Genomic DNA, 20,422 nt, shown 5'->3' on the forward strand with positions numbered 1-20,422 from the left:
AGAACTCATCGCCGTACGAACGGAATTACCGACGGAACCTCACCCGCGTCCGGCGAACGGCAGCCACCCGTGCCCGATGTACCAGTGACCGCCCGCCCGCAGATGGTCCCCGACCGCCCGCTCCACGGCGGTGCGGCGCGGCAGGCTCTCGACCGGCAACTCCGGGTCGCCGAACACGAACTGGACCGGCTCGGTGTCGGCCGCCTCCCGGTCCTCGCGGGCGACGCCGAACCGCTCCTGGAACCGAACGATGTTGGAGTCCCCGGGAAGATACTTCCTGAGCTGCGGGTCCAGCAGCCAGGAGTGGCAGGTCACCACCCGGTACCGCTCCTGCGGAAAGTGCAGGGCGAAGAACTCCCGGGCCCGCGCCAGCGACCGGTCGACCGCGGCCGGGGACAGCGGCCCGCAGAAGTCGGGGATGTGCAGGTGGAGGCAGCGCGAGTCCGGCCCCACGTCGAGTCCGGCCGCCGCGAGCCGCGTCCCCGTCCGCTGCCCGAGCCGCGCCCGCTCGAACTGCAGCCGCCCCAGCTGGTACAGCTCGCCACGGAAGTGATGGACGAGCCACCAAGGAGCCTGCACGCCCGCCCGTGCGTACCTCCTGCGGTGCACGGCCATGTTCCGCCCGAGGTCCGCGAGGGTGCGCCGGGTGACGTCGGCCGGGATGCCGCGCTCCCGGTGGAAGGCGAGCGTGGCCGGCAGCACCGCGACGAACACGTACACGGGAAAGCAGCGCTGCAGGGCGCCCGAGGGCCAGTCCAGGTCAGGAAGGTCGACCGGGCCGCCGATCTCCCCCATCCCCCGCACGAGCTCGTCGACGGACCGCTCCAGGACCTGGCGTAGCTCCGGGTCGTCGGTCACCCGGCGGGCCATCCGTACGAGGTCGTTGATGTCCTCGTGGGGTACTCCGAGGTCGAGCAGCACTTCGGCCAGTTCATCGGTGTCCGGCAGCACGAGGCCTCCTGTGAGGAGTGCGAGGAGTACGTTTCAAGGAGGAGTGGTGATCCCGATGCGTACGGGCAGTGAGCCGACGACAGCACGCAGTGCACTGCGGGCCCGCTTCTGGCTGTGCGTCTGGGGCGTGGTCTGGGCGGTCTTCGGCACCGCCGCGTTCGCGCTCGCGGGCCGCCCGGGGTGGGCGGTGGCCTGCGGGGTGCTGTGGCTGGTGATCACGATCGACATGGCCATGGTCCTCAGGCACATCCATCAGGGCCCGCACTACCAGCCGGGCCCCGACATACCGCCGTACCGCCCGCCCGAGAACCGCCCGTACCGGCCGCCGCCGGACAACCGCCACCCCTAGGCCGTGTCCGCAAAGTCCCGCCTGCCCCGCGGCGCCTGGCACGACCTGGCGCCCCCGAAGAACCGCCACCCCGGGTCGCCGCTCACGCGTCGAACCCCGCCGCCTTCAGGTACTGCGGGTTCGGATCGAGCGCGGCCGCCAGCCGGAAGTGGCGCTTGGCCTGGTCGTCCCGGCCCTGCCGCTCGTAGGTCCGGGCGAGCGCGAAGTGCGCGAACGCGTTGTCCGGCTCACGCTCCAGGACGATGGTGAACTCCAGCTCGGCGGGCCGCAGTTGCGCGGCGGCGAAGAAGGCACGCGCGCGCAGCAGCCGGGCGGCGGTGTTCTCCGGGTGCACGGCGATGACCCCGTCGAGCAGTTTCACCGCGCCCCGCGGGTCCCGCGCGGCGAGCAGTTGCTCGGCGGCGCGGAAGTCGATGACATGCGTCTCCGGAGTACGTCCGGTCGAACCGCTGGTCTCGGGCACGGCAAAGTCCTTCCCTCACTGGGACACTTCAACGCGTGACGGGGCAGCGGCTATTCCTGGGACCCCCGGGACTACCGGCCACTACCGGCTCCCCTGGGCCCCCTGGGACCGACGCACAAGCTCGTCCCACACGTCCTTCACCCGACGCCGCAGCTCTTCTATCGGTACGTCGTTGTCGATGACGATGTCCGCGATCTCCCGGCGCTTCTCACGCGTCGCCTGCGCGGCCATACGCGCGCGTGCGTCCTCCTCGGTCATGCCGCGCAGCCGGACGAGCCGGTCGAGCTGCGTCTCGGGGCCGGCGTCGACGACGACCACGACGTCGTACAGCGGCGCGAGACCGTTCTCCGTGAGGAGCGGGACGTCATGCACGACGACGGCGTCCTCGGCGGCGGCCTCTTCGAGTTCGCGGGAGCGGGCGCCGACGAGGGGGTGGACGATCGAGTTCAGTACGGCGAGCCGGTCCGGGTCGGCGAAGACGATCGAGCCCAGCCTGGGCCGGTCGAGGCTGCCGTCCTCGGCGAGCACGTCCTCACCGAACGCCTCGATGACGGCCGCGAGACCGGGCGTACCGGGCGCGACGACCTCGCGCGCGATCCGGTCCGCGTCGATCAGCACGGCCCCGTGCTCCACGAGCAGCCGCGACACCTCGCTCTTACCGGCGCCGATGCCGCCGGTCAGGCCCACTTTCAGCATGAGCCGCAGCTTAGGGCCTGCCACTGACATCAACACCCGGCAGGCTCGGTCGGCTATCAGCTGTCGCCTTCCCGCTCCGCCAGGAACCGCTCGAACTCCTGCCCGATCTCGTCCGCCGACGGGATGTCCACCGGCTCGGCGAGCATGTTGCCCCGGGACTCGGCGCCCGCGATCGCGTCGTACTGGTGCTCAAGGCCCTCGACGAGGTTGGTGAGCTCCTCGTCGCCCTCGCGGATCTGTCGGTCGATCTCGTTCTGGGTGCGGTGGGCTTCCGTGCGCAGGGCGTGCGCGATACCGGGCAGGACCAGGCCGGTCGCCGCGGTGACGGCCTCCAGGACGGTCAGGGCCGCGTCCGGGTACGGGGAGCGGGCGATGTAGTGCGGGACGTGCGCGGCGACGCCCAGGACGTCGTGCCCGGCCTCCATCAGCCGGTACTCGATGAGGGACTCGGCACTGCCGGGCACCTGCGCCTCGTCGAAGGGGCTGCTGTGGCCCGGGACGAGGTCGGTGCGGCTGCCGTGCGGGGTGACGCCGACCGGGCGGGTGTGCGGGACGCCCATGGGGATGCCGTGGAAGTTCACCGACAGACGCACCCCGAGCCGCTCCACGATCTCCTTGACGGCCGCGGCGAACCGCTCCCACTCCACGTCCGGCTCGGGCCCGGACAGCAGCAGGAAGGGCGCCCCGGTGGCGTCCTGCACGAGCCGCACCTCGATGGCGGGGTCCTCGTACCCGGCCCAGCGGTCGCGCTTGAACGTCAGCAGCGGTCGGCGGGCGCGGTAGTCCACCAGCCGGTCGTGGTCGAAGCGGGCGACGACCTGGTGGGGCAGCGACTCCAGAACCCGGTCGACGATCTGGTCGCCGGTCTCACCCGCGTCGATGTATCCGTCGAAGTGGTAGAGCATGACAAGACCGGCCGACTCCTGCGCAAGCGCCATGTCGACGACAGCCAGCCCCTTCGGCTCCCATGCGTACAAACCCTGCGGATCAAGCACTGTGACCGCTCCTCCTCGTGTCCGTACATCACAACACCCTTACGGACACGGGCATTCCCGAGAGGAGGGGCTCATGATCTTGCCGGGTCGGACACCCCCCAGGGGCGGGGGGCTGTATCGATATGCGGCTCCGCCGCGTGGGCGTGACGCGCCCCCACCGGCCCGCAGCCGACCGACCGGCCCGCTCGCCGGCAACGCCAAGGGGCCGCACCTCGAAAGGTGCGGCCCCTCAGTTACCGGCTAAGCCTCAGCGGCCGGCGTTCAGCTCTGGCCCCCGGCCAGCTTCTCACGCAGCGCGGCAAGCGCCTCGTCCGAAGCCAGCGCACCGGAGGTGTCCGCACCCTCGGAGGAGTACGAACCGCCACCCGCGGCCGGAGCCGCACCCGCGGTGTCGCCACCCTCGGCGGCGGCGGCAGCGTCGGCCTCGCGGCTCTTGATGACCTGCTGCTGGTGCTGCTCGAAGCGGGTCTGCGCCTCGGCGTACTGGTGCTCCCACGCCTCGCGCTGGGTCTCGTAGCCCTCGAGCCAGTCGTTGGTCTCGGGGTCGAAGCCCTCGGGGTAGATGTAGTTGCCCTGGTCGTCGTACGACGCGGCCATGCCGTACAGGGTCGGGTCGAACTCGACCGTCGCCGGGTCGGCACCGAAGGCCTCGTTGGCCTGCTTCAGCGAGAGGCTGATACGGCGGCGCTCGAGGTCGATGTCGATGACCTTGACGAAGATCTCGTCGTTGACCTGGACGACCTGCTCCGGGATCTCCACGTGGCGCTCGGCCAGCTCGGAGATGTGGACCAGACCCTCGATGCCCTCGTCCACGCGGACGAACGCACCGAACGGAACCAGCTTCGTGACCTTGCCGGGCACGACCTGGCCGATCTGGTGGGTGCGGGCGAACTGCTGCCACGGGTCTTCCTGGGTCGCCTTCAGCGACAGGGAGACACGCTCGCGGTCCATGTCGACGTCGAGGACCTCGACGGTGACTTCCTGGCCGACCTCGACAACCTCGGAGGGGTGGTCGATGTGCTTCCAGGAGAGCTCGGAGACGTGGACCAGACCGTCGACGCCACCCAGGTCCACGAAGGCACCGAAGTTGACGATCGAGGAGACGACGCCGGAACGGACCTGACCCTTCTGGAGGGTGGTGAGGAACGTCTGGCGGACCTCGGACTGGGTCTGCTCCAGCCAGGCACGGCGGGACAGGACCACGTTGTTGCGGTTCTTGTCCAGCTCGATGATCTTGGCCTCGAGCTCCTTGCCCACGTAGGGCTGGAGGTCGCGAACGCGGCGCATCTCGACCAGGGAGGCCGGGAGGAAGCCACGGAGGCCGATGTCGAGGATGAGACCACCCTTGACGACCTCGATGACGGTACCGGTGACGATCCCGTCCTCTTCCTTGATCTTCTCGATGGTGCCCCAGGCACGCTCGTACTGGGCGCGCTTCTTCGAGAGGATCAGGCGGCCTTCCTTGTCCTCCTTCTGGAGAACAAGGGCCTCGATCTCGTCACCGACGGCGACGACCTCGTTGGGGTCGACGTCGTGCTTGATGGAGAGCTCGCGGCTCGGGATAACGCCTTCGGTCTTGTAACCGATGTCGAGCAGGACCTCGTCCCGGTCGACCTTCACGATGACGCCGTCGACGATGTCGCCGTCGTTGAAGTACTTGATCGTCTCGTCGATCGCGGCGAGGAAGGCTTCCTCGTTACCGATGTCGTTGACCGCTACCTGCGGGGTGGTGGCGGTGGTCTCGGTGCTGCTCGTCATGTGGGAAAGGGCTCCGGTACGGACATTGAAGTCGTAGGTACTGCTACGCCGGGAGCCCGTATCGCTCTGAAGAAGCCGGACAGCCAAGGAAGCGCCCACCGAGAAAAACTGGTGATGGCGCCTCGAAAACCGAGGGGACATACAACAGATGCGAGCGCAGCCTGCTACGTCTGAGGTGCGCAGGCCCGCAGCGCAACTTGTAGCATACGGGGGCAGCCGGACAGGGTCAATGCGCGAAGCCGCACACCCGGGGCGGATCGCCGCATACCCGGCACAAAACCTGTCTCGAGAGGCCACGCAGGCCTTGAAGCACCCCTCGCGTGACACCGCCGGGAGGGGCCGCGCCATTCAGGTGACGGAAGAGTACGACGAGGGAGCCCATCATCCAAGAGCCCGTATCGTCCGAGATCGCGTCCGGCACTTCGGCCGACGACGCCGCCTTCGACCCGGAGGCCACCCGCCGCGACGCCGGGGGCGCGGAGAGTTCCCACGCCAACCGGGGCTGGTGGGACCGCAACGCGGACGAGTACCAGATCGAGCACGGCACGTTCCTCGGTGACGACCGCTTCGTATGGGGTCCCGAGGGCCTGGACGAGGTGGAGGCCGAGCTGCTCGGCCCGCCGGAGGACCTCAAGGGCAAGGACGTCCTGGAGATCGGCGCCGGCGCGGCCCAGTGCTCCCGCTGGCTGACCGCGCAGGGGGCCCGCCCGGTCGCCCTGGACATCTCCCACCGCCAGCTCCAGCACGCCCTGCGCATCGGGGGCGCGTTCCCCCTGGTGTGCGCCGACGCGGGCGCCCTCCCCTTCGTCGACGCCTCCTTCGACCTGGCGTGCTCGGCGTACGGGGCGCTGCCGTTCGTCGCCGACCCGGTGCAGGTGCTGCGGGAGGTGCGGCGGGTGCTGCGGCCGGGCGGCCGTTTCGTCTTCTCCGTCACCCACCCCATCCGCTGGGCGTTCCCGGACGAGCCCGGCCCGGAGGGCCTGTCCGTCTCGGCCTCCTACTTCGACCGCACTCCGTACGTCGAGCAGGACGAGGAGGGCCGCGCGGTCTACGTCGAGCATCACCGGACGCTCGGCGACCGGGTGCGGGACGTCGTGGCGGCGGGCTTCCGGCTGGTGGACCTGGTCGAGCCGGAGTGGCCGGCCTGGAACTCCTCGGAGTGGGGCGGCTGGTCGCCCCTGCGCGGGAACCTGATCCCGGGAACGGCGATCTTCGTCTGCGTACGAGACTGAGAGCGTGATCCGTTACGACGCCCTGGACGCGCTGCCCGTACGCGGTGCCCTGCCCGGTCTGAACGACGCCCTGGACGCGCACGGCACCGCGGTACTCGTCGCGCCGCCCGGCACCGGCAAGACGACCCTGGTGCCGCTGGTCCTGGCGGGGCTGCTCGGCGAGGGACCGGCGCGGCGGGTCGTCGTCGCCGAGCCGCGGCGGATCGCGGCTCGGGCCGCCGCGCGGCGGATGGCGTGGCTGCTGGGCGAGAAGGTCGGCGAGAGCGTCGGGTACACCGTGCGCGGGGAACGGGTCGTCGGACGGCACGCGCGCGTGGAGGTCGTCACGACCGGGGTGCTGCTCCAGCGGTTGCAGCGCGACCAGGAGCTGGCGGGCGTGGACGTGGTGGTGCTCGACGAGTGCCACGAGCGGCATCTGGACGCGGACACGGTGGCGGCGTTCCTGTGGGACGTGCGGCAGGCGCTGCGGCCGGAGCTGCGGCTGGTGGCCGCGTCGGCGACGACGGACGCGCAGGGGTGGGCGCGGCTGCTGGGTGACGCGCCCGTGGTCGAGGCGGAGGGCGTCTCGCACCCCGTGGAGGTGGTCTGGGCGCCGCCGACGCGTCCCGTACGGCCGCCGCACGGCATGCGCGTCGACCCGGCGCTGCTGACGCATGTGGCGTCGGTGGTGCGGAGGGCGCTGGCCGAGCGGGCCGGGGACGTGCTGTGTTTTCTGCCGGGCGTGGGCGAGATCGCGCGCGTGGCCGGGCAGCTGGGGGAGCTCGGGGACGTCGAGGTGCTCCAGGTGCACGGGCGGGCGCCGGCGGCCGTGCAGGACGCCGTCCTGACCGGCGGGGAGCGGCGCCGGGTGGTGCTGGCGACGTCCGTGGCGGAGTCGTCGCTGACGGTTCCCGGAGTGCGGGTCGTCGTCGACTCCGGGCTGGCGCGGGAGCCTCGCGTCGACCACGCGCGCGGGCTGAGCGCGTTGACGACGGTACGGGCCTCGCAGGCGGCCGGGCGGCAGCGGGCGGGGCGGGCCGGGCGGGAGGCGCCGGGCGCGGTGTACCGCTGCTGGGCGGAGGCCGAGGACGGACGTCTGCCGCGGTTCCCGTCGCCGGAGATCAAGGTGGCCGACCTGACGGCGTTCGCGTTGCAGGCGGCGTGCTGGGGGGATCCGGACGCGTCGGGGCTGGCGCTGCTGGACGCGCCGCCGGGCGGGGCGATGGCCGCGGCGAGGAGCGTACTGACCGCCATCGGGGCGGTGGACTCCGACGGACGGGCTACGGCACGGGGCGCCGCGTTGGCCCGGCTGGGACTGCATCCCCGGTTGGGGCGGGCGCTGCTGGACACCTCCGGTGCGGGTGCCGAGGCGGTCGCGCTGCTGAGTGAGGAGGCTCCGAGGGAGTACGGCGACGATTTGGCTGCCGCTCTGCGGGCGGCTCGGCGGGGCGGTGACGCCTATGCGGCGCGATGGCGTGCGGAGGTGCGGCGGCTGCGTTCGAGCGGCGAGAGCGCGCCGGCGGGCGGCGTGGACGACGGCACCGTGGGCCTCGTCGCCGCCCTCGCCTTCCCCGAGCGGGTCGCCAGGGCCGACGGCGGTTCCTACCTCATGGCCTCCGGCACCCGCGCCGAACTCGCCGAGGGCAGCCCCCTGCGCGGGGCTCCGTGGATCGCCGTGGCCGTCGCGGACCGCCCTGTCGGCAAGGGGCACGCGCGCGTGCAGCTCGCCGCCGTGGTGGACGAGGACATGGCCCGGTCGGCAGCGGCCTCCCTGTACTCCGAGGGCCAGGAGGTCCACTGGGCCGACGGGGACGTCGTCGCCCGGCGGGTGGAGCGGCTCGGGGCGATCGAGCTCGCGGTGCGGCCGTTGCGCGACGCCGACGCCGTCCTCGTACGGCAGGCGCTGCTCGAAGGTCTACGGCAGGACGGGCTCGGCCTGTTGCGCTGGTCGCCCGAGGCCGGCGTCCTGCGGCAGCGGCTCGCCTTTCTGCGTCTGCACCTCGGTGATCCCTGGCCCGATGTCTCCGACGACGCGCTGCACGCGCGCGTGGACGAGTGGCTGGAGCCCGAGTTGAGCCGGGCCCGGCGGCGGGCCGACCTGGCGCGGATCGACGCCGGCGAGGCGCTCACGAGGCTGCTGCCGTGGGCCTCCGGGGAGGCCGGACGGCTCGACGAGCTCGCGCCGGAGCGGATCGCCGTACCGAGTGGGTCCAGAATCCGGATCGACTACGGCAACCCCGAACAGCCCGTCCTCGCCGTGAAGTTGCAGGAGATGTTCGGGCTGCACGAGTCGCCGGCCGTCGCCGGGGTGCCGCTCCTGGTCCATCTGCTCTCCCCCGCCGGGCGCCCGGCCGCCGTCACGGCCGACCTCGCCTCCTTCTGGAAGGACGGCTACAAGGGCGTACGGGCGGAGCTGCGCGGCCGCTATCCGAAGCATCCCTGGCCGGAGGATCCCGCCACCGCCGAGCCGACCCGGCACACCAACGCCCGGCTCAGGCGGTGACCGGTTCCGGTTCGGTGTCCTTCGTGGGCTTCGGGTCGCCGGGGCGGCGGCCGCGTGCCTCCAGGTAGAGGGAGAGCGCCAGGAGGAGCAGGCCGAGGACCAGGAACCCCCACGGGAGGTACGACGTCAGCAGCAGGACCAGGGTGCGGTTCGACTTGACCAGGTCCACCGTGGAGTCGATGTAGTCCTCGCGCATCTTCACGTGGCCCGCGAACGCCGTCACCTTCTCGCGGCCGCCGAGCAGGGTGCCGCCGCGCAGTTCCTCCTTGTGGATCTCCTCGCCGTAGACGGGGGCGCCGGTGAGTGGTTCGACCCAGAACTTGCGGACGGTGGTGTACCAGCGGGTCGTGCCGGTCTTGGCCACCGACTCCGGGGTGATGCCCTCGACCGGCATGGTCTTGGGGAACGTGACCTTGGTCCACGGGATGGCCTGCTCGAAGTAGTAGACGTCGACGCCGCGGAAGTTCTGCGTCCCCTTGTAGTGGATGGGGGCGGTGACGCGTGCCTGGGCGTCGAAGTACTCGTAGTCCCGTTTCTCCGTGAGGAAGGGCCACTTGAACTCGATGCCCGCCCGTTTCACCGGGTCGCCGTCGACCATCTCGCCGGTGGCGTGGACGGGTTCCTGGGTGTGGGCGTCGAAGATGTAGCGCTCGGGGATCTTGGAGACCATCTTGCCGTCGGGGCCGACGACATAGGACAGGCCGTCCCAGACGACGACGTCCCGCCCGGCCGTCTTCTCGATCTTCTCCGACTCCTCGACGTTGCCCTTCAGCGTCTGCACGATGGTGACCTTGGGGACCTTGCGGGCCTTCATCGTGCCGTAGTCGAGGAGGGTCGCGTCCTTCGCCTCCAGGACCATGTCCTGGTACTGGTTCGCCGGGATCTTGGCCAGGCGCGGGAAGGCGTACCAGCGCAGCAGTGGGGACAGCGCCGCGAAGAACACGGCGAGGGCGAGCAGGACCAGGCCGGCCTTGCGGCGCATCTCGGCCTCCCTCCCGAAGGGGCGGACGGGCGGTTACGGGTGTGCGGGCACCGTCGTCAGCAGCGGCTTGGGGGAGGTCCCGCCGGCCGGGCTGCCGAGCGCGGTGAGGGTGAGGACGAGGGCGAGCGCGAGGGCGAGGCCGGTCGCGGCGGCGATCAGGGCGCGCATGCGGGCCTCCCGGAATACCGGAGCGAATACATCTGATGCAGCGTCAGGTTCGGTCACGGTAGCAACGGGCGGACGAGATGAGAACACGTCGCGCACATGGGCGAGGGGCGCCCTGTCCGCCGTGGCGGAAGGGCGCCCCTCGTTCGGATCCCGCGGGGCCTCAGGCGGTCGGGCTCGCCGACGCCGACCCGGATGCCGACTCCGACGGGGTCGGACTGGGCGACGTCTCGGCCGCCGCGACCTTCAGTTCGACGGTCAGGGTCGCGCCGCCCGCGGTGTTGATGCGGAGCAGGAACGTGCCGGTGGTGTCGTCCGCGTACAGCTTCGGCAGCTTGAGCAGACCCTTCTCGTCCGTCGTCAGGCCGGTCAGCGTGCGCACGGTCTTGCCGTCGGCGTCCTTGAAGTAGGGGCCCTTGTCGTTCTCGGCCGGGTCGTCCGCCGACTTGATGAGCGTGGCGGTGGCCGCGACCTTGTCCGCCACGGCGCCCTTGTAGGTCGCCTTCACCTCGACCTGGTCGGCGAACTCGCCGCCCGGGGTGCAGGTCAGCGCGGTGTCGCTGGTGCGGGTCAGGGTGTCCGCGGCGCGTTCGGTGACCGTGGCCGTGTAGTCGAGGCCGGCGATCGCACGGCCGACGACCGTGGCGCGGACCACGAACTCGCCCGTGTCCTCACCCGCCTTCAGCGCGGGCGCCACCACCTCGCCCGCGCTGTCGGTGAGGGCGCTGGCGTACTTCTCGCCGGTGCTGAAGGTGGCGTCGGTGGCGCCGGTGATCGTGAATCGGATCCGGACCTTGGCGACGGCCTTGCCGGCCTGGGTCTCGGCACGGGTGCTGATCTTCTCGGTGAAGGTGTCGCCCGCCATCGCGGTGAGCTTCGCGGTGTCCGCGTCCTCCAGGTGGTGCACCGTGTCGGTGGGGGTGGGCGGCGTCGTGCTGGGCGGGGTGGGGCCCGGCGGAGTCGGCCTGGGGCTGCTGGAGCCGCCGTTGTCGCCGGGCTCGGGGCTGCTCGGCGTCGTCGGCGCGGTGGGCGTGCCGGGCCTGTTGGGCGTGGCGGGCGCCGTCGGAATCGGGCTCGCGCCCGCCGAGTCGTCGCTGCGGTCGGACGGGAGGGTGCCGGTGCCGTCCGGGATCTCGTGGGTGCCCTTGCGGTAGTACTCCAGCCACCTCATGACGAGGTTCAGGTAGTCCTGCGAGTTGTTGTAGCTGAGGATCGCGCGGTCGAGGTCGCCCTGGGTGGAGAGGTCCCAGCCGAAGCGGCACAGGTAGTGGCCGGCGGCGAGGGCGGCGTCGTAGACGTTGTTGGGGTCCTTCTTGCCGTCGCCGTTGCCGTCGCGGCCGGCCCACTCCCAGGTGGAGGGGATGAACTGCATGGGGCCTACGGCACGGTCGTACGAGCTGTCCCCGTCGTAGGCGCCGTTGTCGGTGTCGCCGATGTTCGCGAAGCCGTTGCCGTTGAGCTGCGGGCCGAGGATCCGGGAGAGCGTGGTGCCGTTCGCGTCGACGCGGCCGCCGCGGGCCTGGCCCGACTCGACCTTGCCGATGGCGGCGAGGAGCTGCCACGGCAGGTTGCAGCCGGGCTTGGCCTCCTGGAGCGCGGCCTCGGCCTTCTTGTAGGCGTCGAGGACGGTCGCGGGGATGCCCGCCTCGCTGGTGCCCGGAGTGACGGGGGTGTTGGCGGAGGGCGAGGGGTTGGGGCTGTTGAGCGGCGGCAGATCCGTGTAGTACGGCGAGTTGCCGGTCGCGCTGTCCTCGGCGACCGCGTCTGGTGAGGGCTGGGTTCCGGTGGCGATCTGTCTGCCGGCGTCGTCGGTCGTCACTCCCGGAGCCTGGGACGCGGCCAGCGCCGCTACCGCGACCGCGGCCACGGTGGTGTTCAGCGCCCCCTTGCGCAGCCTGCCGAATTGCGCCGCCATGAAATGGACCCCTCCTGCGGACGCCCGGGCGCCCGACGCTGTCTGCGGGGCCCGCCATGCCGAGCCCGCCCCTGTTGTGACGATCGACTCGCCGCGACAGTTGCCCTCGCGGCACGATTTCCGTCGCTGTTCGTTTGTTCGACCGCACTCCCCGGCGCGGCAACCCAGGCGACCCTACGACAACTTCCTTTGCCGGGGCACCCGTTGGTGCCCGATTTTTACCGGTTGGCCACATGCGGTCCGCCCGCCGGACCGGCCCGCACCGTCCCGCATACTGACCTTCCCCGACACCCCGGGCCGCCCGGCCCGTAAATGTCCCGCACGAGGAGCCCCGTTGCCGTTCACGCTCAGCCACGCGGCGGCCGTACTGCCCGCCGTACGCACCGACGGAACCGGCCGGGCCGCACTCGTACCGGCCGTGCTGGTGGCGGGTTCGTTCTCTCCCGACATGACCTATTACGTGGCGAGTGTCCTGCCGGAGGCGATGGAGTTCGGCGATGTCACGCACTCGTTCGCGGGTGTGTTCACGGTCGACGTGGTGATCGCCTGGGCGCTGGTGGGTCTGTGGCTCCTGCTGCGCGAGCCCCTGGTGGCACTCCTGCCGGTCCGGCGGCAGGGGCGGCTTGCCACGCTGGTGCGCTGCGGGACGCCACGCGCGCGTGTACGGCCGTCGCTGGCGGCGCGCTGGTATCTGTCGGCCGCGCTCGGCTCGCTGACGCATGTCGTGTGGGACGCGTTCACGCATCTCGACCGCTGGGGGATGCGCCTGTTTCCCGTCCTCGGCGAGGAGATCGCGGGGTCGCCGCTGTACTGGTACCTGCAGTACGGCGGTTCGGCGGTCGCCGCGCTCGTCATCGCCGCGTTCGCGGTCGTGGCGCTACGGCGGTCCCCCGGCATCGCCCCGGTGGGGGTTCCGGTGCTTTCGGTACGGGACCGGTGGCTGGCCGGCGCGGTGATCGGCGGGTTGGCCGCGGTGGCGGCGGTGCAGCGGGCGTCGCGCTGGTGGGCTTACTGGGGGTCGACCGCGAAGTACTGGGAGCTGATTCCGACCTTGTGCTTCGGGGCCGGCGCGGGGCTCGTCCTGGGGCTGCTGCTGTACGCCGTGGGCGTCAGGGTGTGGCGTCCGGTCGGGGGCCCTGGCAGTGCGGATGCGGGTGCGGGTGCGGACGGGGCCGGTCGGGAGCCGAGCCGTCCGGGGGCTCGGTGACGGCCGCTGCGGGTCGGCGCCGTGGGAGCAGCGTGCGGGCGAGGGCCAGGTAGCCGCGGGTGAGCTCGGCCCACCCTTGTATCCGGTGGGCGAGGCGGCGGCGGAGGGTGGTCGCCGTCTGCCGCAGGGTGCTGAGCAGGTCGACCGGGATGCGAGCGGTGCTTGCGTCGGTGGCGACGGCCGGGACGGGCGGCTGCGCCGGGCTCGGCGGCTGGTCGGCGTTCGCTTGCGCCGGTGCCGGGGCCGTCCGGCGGTGGGGCGTGCGTATACCCATGTCGGCATCCTTACGGGTGCCGGGCGGGTGGGGCGTCTTTGCGGGGGCCGCCCGAGTGACGGGTCCCTCCGGGGGTGGGGCCGGGGCCCTGGGGTCGTGGCTGGTTGCGGTGGTTTGGGGGGATGCGGGTGGGTGGGAGTGGGGGTGGGGGGTGGGGCCTGAGCGTGTGCCTGGTTGAGGTTGTTCTGGGGGTGCGGGCCGGCTGTGGCTGGTCGCGGCCACGCGGCGGAGCCGCAGATCGACACAGCCCCGGGCCCCTTGGGGGGCGATGCAGTCCCGCCCCCCAAGCTCCACTGGTACTAGTGCGCTGCCGACTCCCAGTCCGGGCCCGCGCCTACCGAGACGCCCAGGGGGACCCTCAGGTGGACGGCGTCGGACATTTCTCGGCGGACCAGTTCCTCCGCGGCTTCGCGCTCGCCCGGGGCGATTTCCAGGACGATTTCGTCGTGGACCTGAAGGAGCATGCGGGAGGTGAGGTTCTCCTCGCGCAGGGCCCGGTCCACGTTGAGCATGGCGATCTTGACGATGTCCGCCGCCGTGCCCTGGATGGGGGCGTTGAGGGCCATGCGCTCGGCGGCCTCGCGGCGCTGGCGGTTGTCGCTGTTGAGGTCGGGGAGGTAGCGGCGGCGGCCGAAGAGCGTCGCCGTGTAGCCCGTCGCCCTGGCCTCGTCGACCGCGCGGCGCAGATAGTCCCGGACGCCGCCGAACCGCTCGAAGTAGGCGTCCATCAGCGCGCGGGCCTCGCCGGCGTCGATGTTCAGCTGCTGGGAGAGGCCGAAGGCCGACAGGCCGTAGGCGAGGCCGTACGACATCGCCTTGATCTTGCGGCGCATCTCCGCGTCCACCGCGGTGGGCTCCACGGCGAATACCTGTGAGGCGGCCGTGGTGTGCAGGTCCTCGCCCGAGGTGAAGGCCTCGATCAGGCCCTCGTCCTCGGACAGGTGGGCCATCACCCGCAGTTCGATCTGGCTGTAGTCCGCGGTCATCAGGGACTCGAAGCCCTCGCCGACCACGAAGCCCCGGCGGATCGCCCTGCCCTCGTCCGTGCGGACCGGGATGTTCTGCAGGTTCGGGTCGGTCGAGGAGAGCCGGCCGGTCGCCGCGACCGTCTGGTTGAAGGTCGTGTGGATACGGCCGTCGGCCGCGATCGTCTTGATCAGGCCCTCGACGGTGACGCGCAGCTTCGCCTGCTCGCGGTGGCGGAGCATGATGACCGGCAGTTCGTTGTCGGTCTGGGTGGCGAGCCAGGCCAGGGCGTCGGCGTCCGTGGTGTAGCCCGTCTTCGTCTTCTTCGTCTTGGGCAGGGCGAGTTCGCCGAAGAGGACCTCCTGGAGCTGCTTGGGCGAGCCCAGGTTGAACTCGTGCCCGGCCGCCGCGTGCGCCTCCTTCACCGCCTGCTGCACGGCGCCCGCGAACATCTGCTCCATGGCCTCCAGGTGGGGCCGGTCGGCCGCGATGCCGTGCCGCTCCATGCGGGCCAGCAGGGCGGAGGTCGGCAGTTCCATGTCACGGAGGAGGTCCGCCGCGCCGACCTCTTCCAGGCGGCTCTCGAAGGCCTCGCCCAGGTCGAGGACCGCGCGGGCCTGGATCATCAGCGCCTCGGCCTCGGCGCCGTCGTCCGCGCCGAAGGCCAGCTGGCCGTCGGCCGCGGCGGCGGGGGCCAGCTCGCGGTGGAGGTACTCCAGGGACAACGCGTCCAGGTCGAAGGAGCGGCGGCCGGGCTTGACGAGGTAGGCGGCGAGCGCGGTGTCCATGCGGACACCGGCGATGCTCCAGCCGTGCTCGGCGAAGACCCGCATCGCGCCCTTGGCGTTGTGGAAGACCTTCGGCCTGTCGCCGTCGGCCAGCCAGGCCGCGAAGGCCTTCTCGTCGGCCTCGTCCAGCTGCGACGGGTCGAACCAGCCGGCCGCACCGCCGCCCGCCGCCAGCGCGACCTCGGCGACCGAGCCGGTGCCGAGCGCCCAGGTGTCGACGGTGGCCACGCCGAGGAGCTCGCCGGCGTGCTCGGCCAGCCAGGGGGCCAGCTCACCGGTGCCGAGCACCGAGCCGTCCAGCTCCACGCCTTCGGTCGCGATCGGGGTGGCCTCGGCCTCCTCGGCTCCGGGGTCGACGCCGAAGAGTCGCTCGCGCAGCGAGGGGTTACGGATCTCCAGGGTGTCCAGGATCATCGCGACGGCCTTGCGGTCGTACGGCACGCGCGCGACGTCGGCGACGGTCTTGGGCAACTCGACCTGGCGCTCCAGCTCGGTCAGCCGGCGGTTGAGCTTGACGGACTCCAGGTGGTCGCGGAGGTTCTGGCCGGCCTTGCCCTTGACCTCCTCGACGCGCTCGACCAGCTCGGCGAACGAGCCGAACTGGTTGATCCACTTCGCCGCCGTCTTCTCGCCGACGCCCGGGATGCCCGGCAGGTTGTCGGACGGGTCGCCGCGCAGGGCCGCGAAGTCGGGGTACTGGGCGGGCGTCAGTCCGTACTTCTCGAAGACCTTCTCCGGCGTGAAGCGGGTCAGCTCGGAGACGCCCTTCGTCGGGTACAGCACCGTGGTGTGCTCGCTGACCAGCTGGAAGGAGTCCCGGTCGCCGGTGACGATCAGCACCTCGAAGCCGTCGGCCTCGGCCTGGGTGGCGAGCGTGGCGATCACGTCGTCGGCCTCGAAGCCGTCGATCGCGAACCGTGAGACATGCATCGCGTCGAGCAGCTCGCCGATCAGCTCGACCTGGCCCTTGAACTCGTCCGGGGTCTTGGAGCGGTTCGCCTTGTACTCGGTGAACTCCGCGGAGCGCCACGTCTTGCGGGACACGTCGAAGGCCACCGCGAAGTGCGTGGGCGCCTCGTCGCGCAGCGTGTTGGCCAGCATCGACGCGAAGCCGTAGATCGCGTTCGTCGGCTGGCCCGTCGCGGTCGTGAAGTTCTCCGCGGGCAGCGCGAAGAACGCACGGTAGGCCAGCGAGTGCCCGTCCATGAGCATCAGGCGCGGCCGGCCGCCGCCGGGGTTGTTGTCGGTCTGCTTCGCTGCTGTCTCTGCCACGCCCCCGATCCTGCCACGCCCCACTGACAGCCGGTCCCCCTCCGCACTCCCTCCCCAGGCCCCCCGCCCCTGTTGTCGGTCCCGCGTGCGAGGATCGGAGATGTACCTCACACGTGTACACAAAGGAGAGTGCGCGATGGCGACCAAGCCGCCCAAGGGTGATCCCGTCCAGGACGCGCCCCAGGTCGCGGAGCCGCAGCACGCCGCGGCGGGACTGCCGGCCATCGGGCACACCTTGCGCATCGCCCAGCAGCAGATGGGCGTGAAGCGGACCATGCTGACACTGCTGAGCGTCAACCAGAAGAACGGCTTCGACTGCCCGGGCTGCGCCTGGCCGGAGCCGGACCACCGGCACAAGGCGGAGTTCTGTGAGAACGGCGCGAAGGCGGTGGCCGAGGAGGCCACCCTGCGCCGGGTCACCCCGGAGTTCTTCGCCGCGCACTCCGTCGCCGACCTCGCGACCAGGAGCGGGTACTGGCTGGGACAGCAGGGGCGGCTCACCCACCCCGTGTTCCTCCCCGAAGGGGGCACGCACTACGAGCCGGTGAGCTGGGAGCGCGCCTTCGACATCATCGGCGAGGAGATCGCCGCCTGCGACTCCCCCGACGAGTCCGTCTTCTACACCTCCGGCCGCACCAGCAACGAGGCCGCGTTCCTGTACCAGCTCTTCGCGCGCGAGCTAGGCACCAACAACCTGCCGGACTGCTCGAACATGTGCCACGAGTCCTCGGGGTCGGCGCTCTCCGAGACCATCGGCATCGGCAAGGGCAGCGTCCTGCTGGAGGACCTCTACAAGGCCGACCTGATCATCGTCGCCGGCCAGAACCCGGGGACGAACCACCCCCGCATGCTCTCCGCGCTGGAGAAGGCCAAGGCCAACGGCGCGAAGATCATCAGCGTCAATCCGCTGCCCGAGGCCGGCCTGGAGCGGTTCAAGAACCCGCAGACCCCGCAGGGCATGCTCAAGGGCGCCGCCCTCACCGACCTGTTCCTGCAGATCCGCATCGGCGGCGACCAGGCCCTCTTCCGCCTCCTCAACAAGCTGATCCTCGCCGAGCACGACAGCGCCTCCGGCGCGGGCTCGGGCGCCGTCGACGAGGAGTTCATCGGCGAACACACCCACGGCTACGAGGAGTTCGCCGCGGCCGCCCGCGCCGCCGACTGGGACGAGACCCTGACGGCGACCGGCCTCACGCGCGCGGACATCGAGAAGGCCATGGAGATGATCCTGGCCTCGCAGCGCACCATCGTCTGCTGGGCCATGGGCCTCACCCAGCACAAGCACTCCGTGCCGACCATCCGCGAGGTCGTCAACTTCCTTCTGCTGCGCGGCAACATCGGCCGCCCGGGCGCGGGCGTCTGCCCGGTGCGCGGTCACTCGAACGTGCAGGGCGACCGCACGATGGGCATCTTCGAGCGGCCCGCCCCGGCGTTCCTGGACGCCCTGGAGAAGGAGTTCGGCTTCGCGCCTCCGCGTGAGCACGGCTACGACGTCGTACGGGCCATCCACGCGCTGCGCGACGGCAGGGCGAAGGTGTTCTTCGCCATGGGCGGCAACTTCGTGGCCGCCACGCCCGACACGGATGTCACCGAGGCGGCGATGCGGCGGGCGCGGCTCACCGTGCACGTGTCGACGAAGCTCAACCGCAGCCATGCGGTCACCGGGGCCCGCGCGCTGATCCTGCCGACCCTCGGCCGCACCGAGCGCGATCTCCAGGGCAGCGGCGAGCAGTTCGTGACCGTCGAGGACTCCATGGGCATGGTGCACGCCTCTCGGGGCCGCCTGGAGCCCGCGAGCGCGCACCTGCTGTCGGAGCCGGCCATCGTCTGCCGTCTGGCACGCCGCGTGCTGGGTGAGAACAGCCTCACGCCCTGGGAGGAGTTCGAGAAGGACTACGCGACGATCCGGGACCGTATCGCCCGGGTGATCCCCGGCTTCGAGGACTTCAACGCGCGCGTGGCCCGCCCCGGCGGCTTCACGCTCCCCCACGCCCCGCGCGACGAGCGCCGCTTCCCGACGGCGACGGGCAAGGCCAACTTCACGGCGGCCCCGGTCGAGTACCCGAAGCTGCCCGAGGGCCGGCTGCTGCTGCAGACCCTGCGCTCGCACGACCAGTACAACACCACGATCTACGGCCTCGACGACCGCTACCGGGGTATCAGGAACGGCCGCCGGGTCGTCATGATCAACCCGGAGGACGCGCGGCGGCTCGACATCGCCGACGGGTCGTACGTCGACCTGGTGAGCGAGTGGAAGGACGGCGTCGAGCGGCGGGCACCCGGCTTCCGGGTCGTGCACTATCCGACGGCCCTGGGCTGCGCGGCCGCCTACTACCCGGAGACCAACGTCCTCGTCCCGCTGGACGCCACCGCGGACACCAGCAACACCCCGGCCAGCAAGTCCGTCGTCGTACGTCTGGAACAATCGGCGACCGACTGAGCGTTTGCTCAGTCGATGTCAGACCGCTGATCACGACACCGACTGATCACGACGAACGGAGCCGGGCCCCATGGGCGAGCAGCAGCACGTGAAGTTCCCGCAAGAGGTCATCGACGAGTACGCCGCGCTCGGCGTCGACCTTCCGGCCCTGTTCTCCGCCGGGCACCTCGGGACGCGCATGGGCGTCGAGATAGTGGAGGCGTCCGCCGCGCGGGTCGTCGGGACCATGCCGGTGGAGGGGAACACCCAGCCCTACGGGCTGCTGCACGGCGGCGCCTCCGCGGTGCTCGCCGAGACGCTCGGTTCGGTGGGGTCGATGCTGCACGCCGGCAGTTCCAAGATCGCCGTCGGTGTCGACCTCAACTGCACCCACCACCGCGGCGTCCGCGCCGGTCTGGTCACCGGCGTGGCCACACCCCTGCACCAGGGCCGCTCGACGGCGACGTACGAGATCGTGATCAGCGACGAGGCGGGGCGACGGGTGTGCACCGCGCGGCTGACGTGTCTGCTGCGGGACGTGAACCCGAGCGACGGGGAGCACCTCGGGACGGTAGCGGGCTGACACCGGCACCGCCCCTCCTTACTCCGACGCCACGCCAACTCCCTTACGCCTCAAGCCCCTTATGAACAACGCCCGTACACCTTCACGCCGTTGAACCCTGGCGCCGGGCGGCATAACGTCGGGGCATGACGTCGGGAGCAGCCCTCCGGAAGGGGGGAGCGCTCGGACTCGCGCTCCTGGCCGCCGGGTTGGCGGCCGGATGCGGGGACGCGGACGCACGGGGCGACGCCGGGGGAACGCGGACCCCCGGCGCCGTATCACTGTCCCCGTCACGCTCCCCGGCGGCGACCCCGCCGGCGCGGCTGTGCACGCAGATCATCGGGTACTGGTCGCGCCGGGCGCTGACCGGCGACACCTACGGGGACTACCAGTCGATGGGCCTGTCCGACGGGCAGTACGAGATCCTCCGCGAGGTCGTGGACGCCGCCCGGGCGGAGCGCGAGCGCTCGGACGCGCGGGCGGCCGACCGGCTGATCGACCGCCGGGCGAGCGAGCTGTGCGAGGAGCGGTACCGAAACGGCGAGCCGACCGGAGGGCCATGGGCCTGAGTGACCCAATCCCGGATTCCGCTTTTCCGTGCCCTATACACGAAAAAGGCCGAGGGACTCCGAACACCTTTCCCGGCTGTAACTCTGCGTAATACAGCCGCAATACAGGATCAGAGATCTCCCGCCGTGAGCAGCCTCCCCGCAAGTCCGCAGAGGCCCTCGGGTAACGTTCGACAACGACGCGGGTAATCACCAAAAGTAGTGAACACTCGTGAAGGAGCTACGCGCGAACGCTGCGAGTTCTCACTATGCGGACAGGGCGAATCGGCCGGAAATCCTCTCTTCCCCCCACGGAGTACCGCTCTGTGTTACCCCGTGTCATAACAAGAGCGTCACAGCCTTGGTCAGAGCCTCCTCCATGTTCCCTTCACGCGCTT

At 71.2% G+C, this 20,422-nt stretch carries 17 protein-coding genes; 7 read left to right on the forward strand and 10 right to left on the reverse strand.

Translation table 11 applies throughout. The annotated features are described in order from the left end of the window. Nucleotides 1-39: 39 nt before the first annotated feature. Nucleotides 40-951, reverse strand: a complete 912-nt coding sequence (locus tag ABIE67_RS12795; RefSeq protein WP_370256587.1) for an acyltransferase domain-containing protein — start codon at nucleotides 949-951, stop codon at nucleotides 40-42. 55 nt (nucleotides 952-1,006) lie between these two features. Here ABIE67_RS12795 and ABIE67_RS12800 point away from each other — a divergent pair, with 55 nt between their 5' ends. Next, nucleotides 1,007-1,300 carry a DUF6343 family protein gene (locus ABIE67_RS12800; RefSeq protein ID WP_370256588.1) on the forward strand — a complete coding sequence of 98 codons (294 nt, stop codon included), beginning with the start codon at nucleotides 1,007-1,009 and terminating at the stop codon, nucleotides 1,298-1,300. A gap of 82 nt (nucleotides 1,301-1,382) precedes the next feature. Here the strand turns inward: ABIE67_RS12800 and ABIE67_RS12805 are convergent, their stop codons facing one another. The 4 genes from ABIE67_RS12805 to rpsA all read right to left on the reverse strand — a co-directional run bounded on the left by ABIE67_RS12805 (nucleotide 1,383) and on the right by rpsA (nucleotide 5,212). Next, nucleotides 1,383-1,763 (reverse strand): tetratricopeptide repeat protein, encoded by a 381-nt coding sequence (locus tag ABIE67_RS12805; RefSeq protein WP_370256589.1) that lies wholly within the window; start codon nucleotides 1,761-1,763, stop codon nucleotides 1,383-1,385. 81 nt (nucleotides 1,764-1,844) lie between these two features. Then, nucleotides 1,845-2,459 (reverse strand): dephospho-CoA kinase, encoded by a 615-nt coding sequence (gene coaE, locus ABIE67_RS12810; RefSeq protein WP_370256590.1) that lies wholly within the window; start codon nucleotides 2,457-2,459, stop codon nucleotides 1,845-1,847. 56 nt (nucleotides 2,460-2,515) lie between these two features. Continuing rightward, nucleotides 2,516-3,454: a PAC2 family protein gene (locus ABIE67_RS12815; RefSeq protein ID WP_370256591.1), complete on the reverse strand. Its 939-nt coding sequence runs from the start codon at nucleotides 3,452-3,454 to the stop codon at nucleotides 2,516-2,518. 261 nt (nucleotides 3,455-3,715) lie between these two features. Continuing rightward, a complete protein-coding gene (gene rpsA, locus ABIE67_RS12820) occupies nucleotides 3,716-5,212 on the reverse strand; it encodes a 30S ribosomal protein S1 (protein ID WP_048585752.1) in 1,497 nt (498 codons plus the stop codon). Between the two features lie 383 nt (nucleotides 5,213-5,595). Between rpsA and ABIE67_RS12825 the strand changes: the two genes are divergently transcribed. Then, nucleotides 5,596-6,444, forward strand: a complete 849-nt coding sequence (locus tag ABIE67_RS12825) for a class I SAM-dependent methyltransferase (RefSeq protein ID WP_370268512.1) — start codon at nucleotides 5,596-5,598, stop codon at nucleotides 6,442-6,444. Nucleotides 6,445-6,448: 4 nt separating this feature from the next. After that, nucleotides 6,449-8,926 carry an ATP-dependent helicase HrpB gene (gene hrpB / locus ABIE67_RS12830; RefSeq protein WP_370256592.1) on the forward strand — a complete coding sequence of 826 codons (2,478 nt, stop codon included), beginning with the start codon at nucleotides 6,449-6,451 and terminating at the stop codon, nucleotides 8,924-8,926. On the opposite strand, the gene ABIE67_RS12835 is transcribed toward hrpB, so the two are convergent. From ABIE67_RS12835 to ABIE67_RS12845, 3 genes are all read right to left on the reverse strand, one after another. After that, entirely contained in the window at nucleotides 8,916-9,908 is a 993-nt protein-coding gene (locus ABIE67_RS12835) for a DUF3068 domain-containing protein (RefSeq protein ID WP_370256593.1), read from the reverse strand. The genes hrpB and ABIE67_RS12835 overlap by 11 nt on opposite strands. Before the next feature lie 33 nt (nucleotides 9,909-9,941). After that, nucleotides 9,942-10,076 (reverse strand): SPW_0924 family protein, encoded by a 135-nt coding sequence (locus ABIE67_RS12840; RefSeq protein ID WP_370256594.1) that lies wholly within the window; start codon nucleotides 10,074-10,076, stop codon nucleotides 9,942-9,944. Nucleotides 10,077-10,236: 160 nt separating this feature from the next. Next, nucleotides 10,237-11,988, reverse strand: a complete 1,752-nt coding sequence (locus ABIE67_RS12845; RefSeq protein ID WP_370256595.1) for a lytic transglycosylase domain-containing protein — start codon at nucleotides 11,986-11,988, stop codon at nucleotides 10,237-10,239. A 334-nt stretch (nucleotides 11,989-12,322) separates the two neighbouring features. On the opposite strand from ABIE67_RS12845, the gene ABIE67_RS12850 reads away from it, so the two are divergent. Continuing rightward, nucleotides 12,323-13,195 carry a DUF4184 family protein gene (locus ABIE67_RS12850; RefSeq protein WP_370256596.1) on the forward strand — a complete coding sequence of 291 codons (873 nt, stop codon included), beginning with the start codon at nucleotides 12,323-12,325 and terminating at the stop codon, nucleotides 13,193-13,195. Here ABIE67_RS12850 and ABIE67_RS12855 read toward each other — a convergent pair. Together ABIE67_RS12855 and polA are read right to left on the reverse strand one after the other, a co-directional pair. Then, the gene (locus ABIE67_RS12855; protein ID WP_370256597.1) at nucleotides 13,098-13,469 is read right to left on the reverse strand and encodes a hypothetical protein; all 372 of its coding nucleotides are present in this window, start codon (nucleotides 13,467-13,469) and stop codon (nucleotides 13,098-13,100) included. The genes ABIE67_RS12850 and ABIE67_RS12855 overlap by 98 nt on opposite strands. A gap of 299 nt (nucleotides 13,470-13,768) precedes the next feature. Then, nucleotides 13,769-16,495, reverse strand: a complete 2,727-nt coding sequence (polA, locus tag ABIE67_RS12860; protein WP_370256598.1) for a DNA polymerase I — start codon at nucleotides 16,493-16,495, stop codon at nucleotides 13,769-13,771. 136 nt (nucleotides 16,496-16,631) lie between these two features. Between polA and ABIE67_RS12865 the strand changes: the two genes are divergently transcribed. From ABIE67_RS12865 to ABIE67_RS12875, 3 genes are all read left to right on the forward strand, one after another. Further along, the gene (locus ABIE67_RS12865; RefSeq protein ID WP_370256599.1) at nucleotides 16,632-18,935 is read left to right on the forward strand and encodes an FdhF/YdeP family oxidoreductase; all 2,304 of its coding nucleotides are present in this window, start codon (nucleotides 16,632-16,634) and stop codon (nucleotides 18,933-18,935) included. Nucleotides 18,936-19,005: 70 nt separating this feature from the next. After that, on the forward strand, nucleotides 19,006-19,497 hold the full coding sequence (locus ABIE67_RS12870) for a hotdog fold thioesterase (protein WP_370256600.1): 492 nt from the start codon (nucleotides 19,006-19,008) through the stop codon (nucleotides 19,495-19,497). Nucleotides 19,498-19,622: 125 nt separating this feature from the next. Next, entirely contained in the window at nucleotides 19,623-20,045 is a 423-nt protein-coding gene (locus ABIE67_RS12875) for a hypothetical protein (RefSeq protein ID WP_370256601.1), read from the forward strand. Nucleotides 20,046-20,422 lie beyond the last annotated feature (377 nt).

This window comes from Streptomyces sp. V4I8, assembly GCF_041261225.1.
GTDB lineage: Bacteria > Actinomycetota > Actinomycetes > Streptomycetales > Streptomycetaceae > Streptomyces.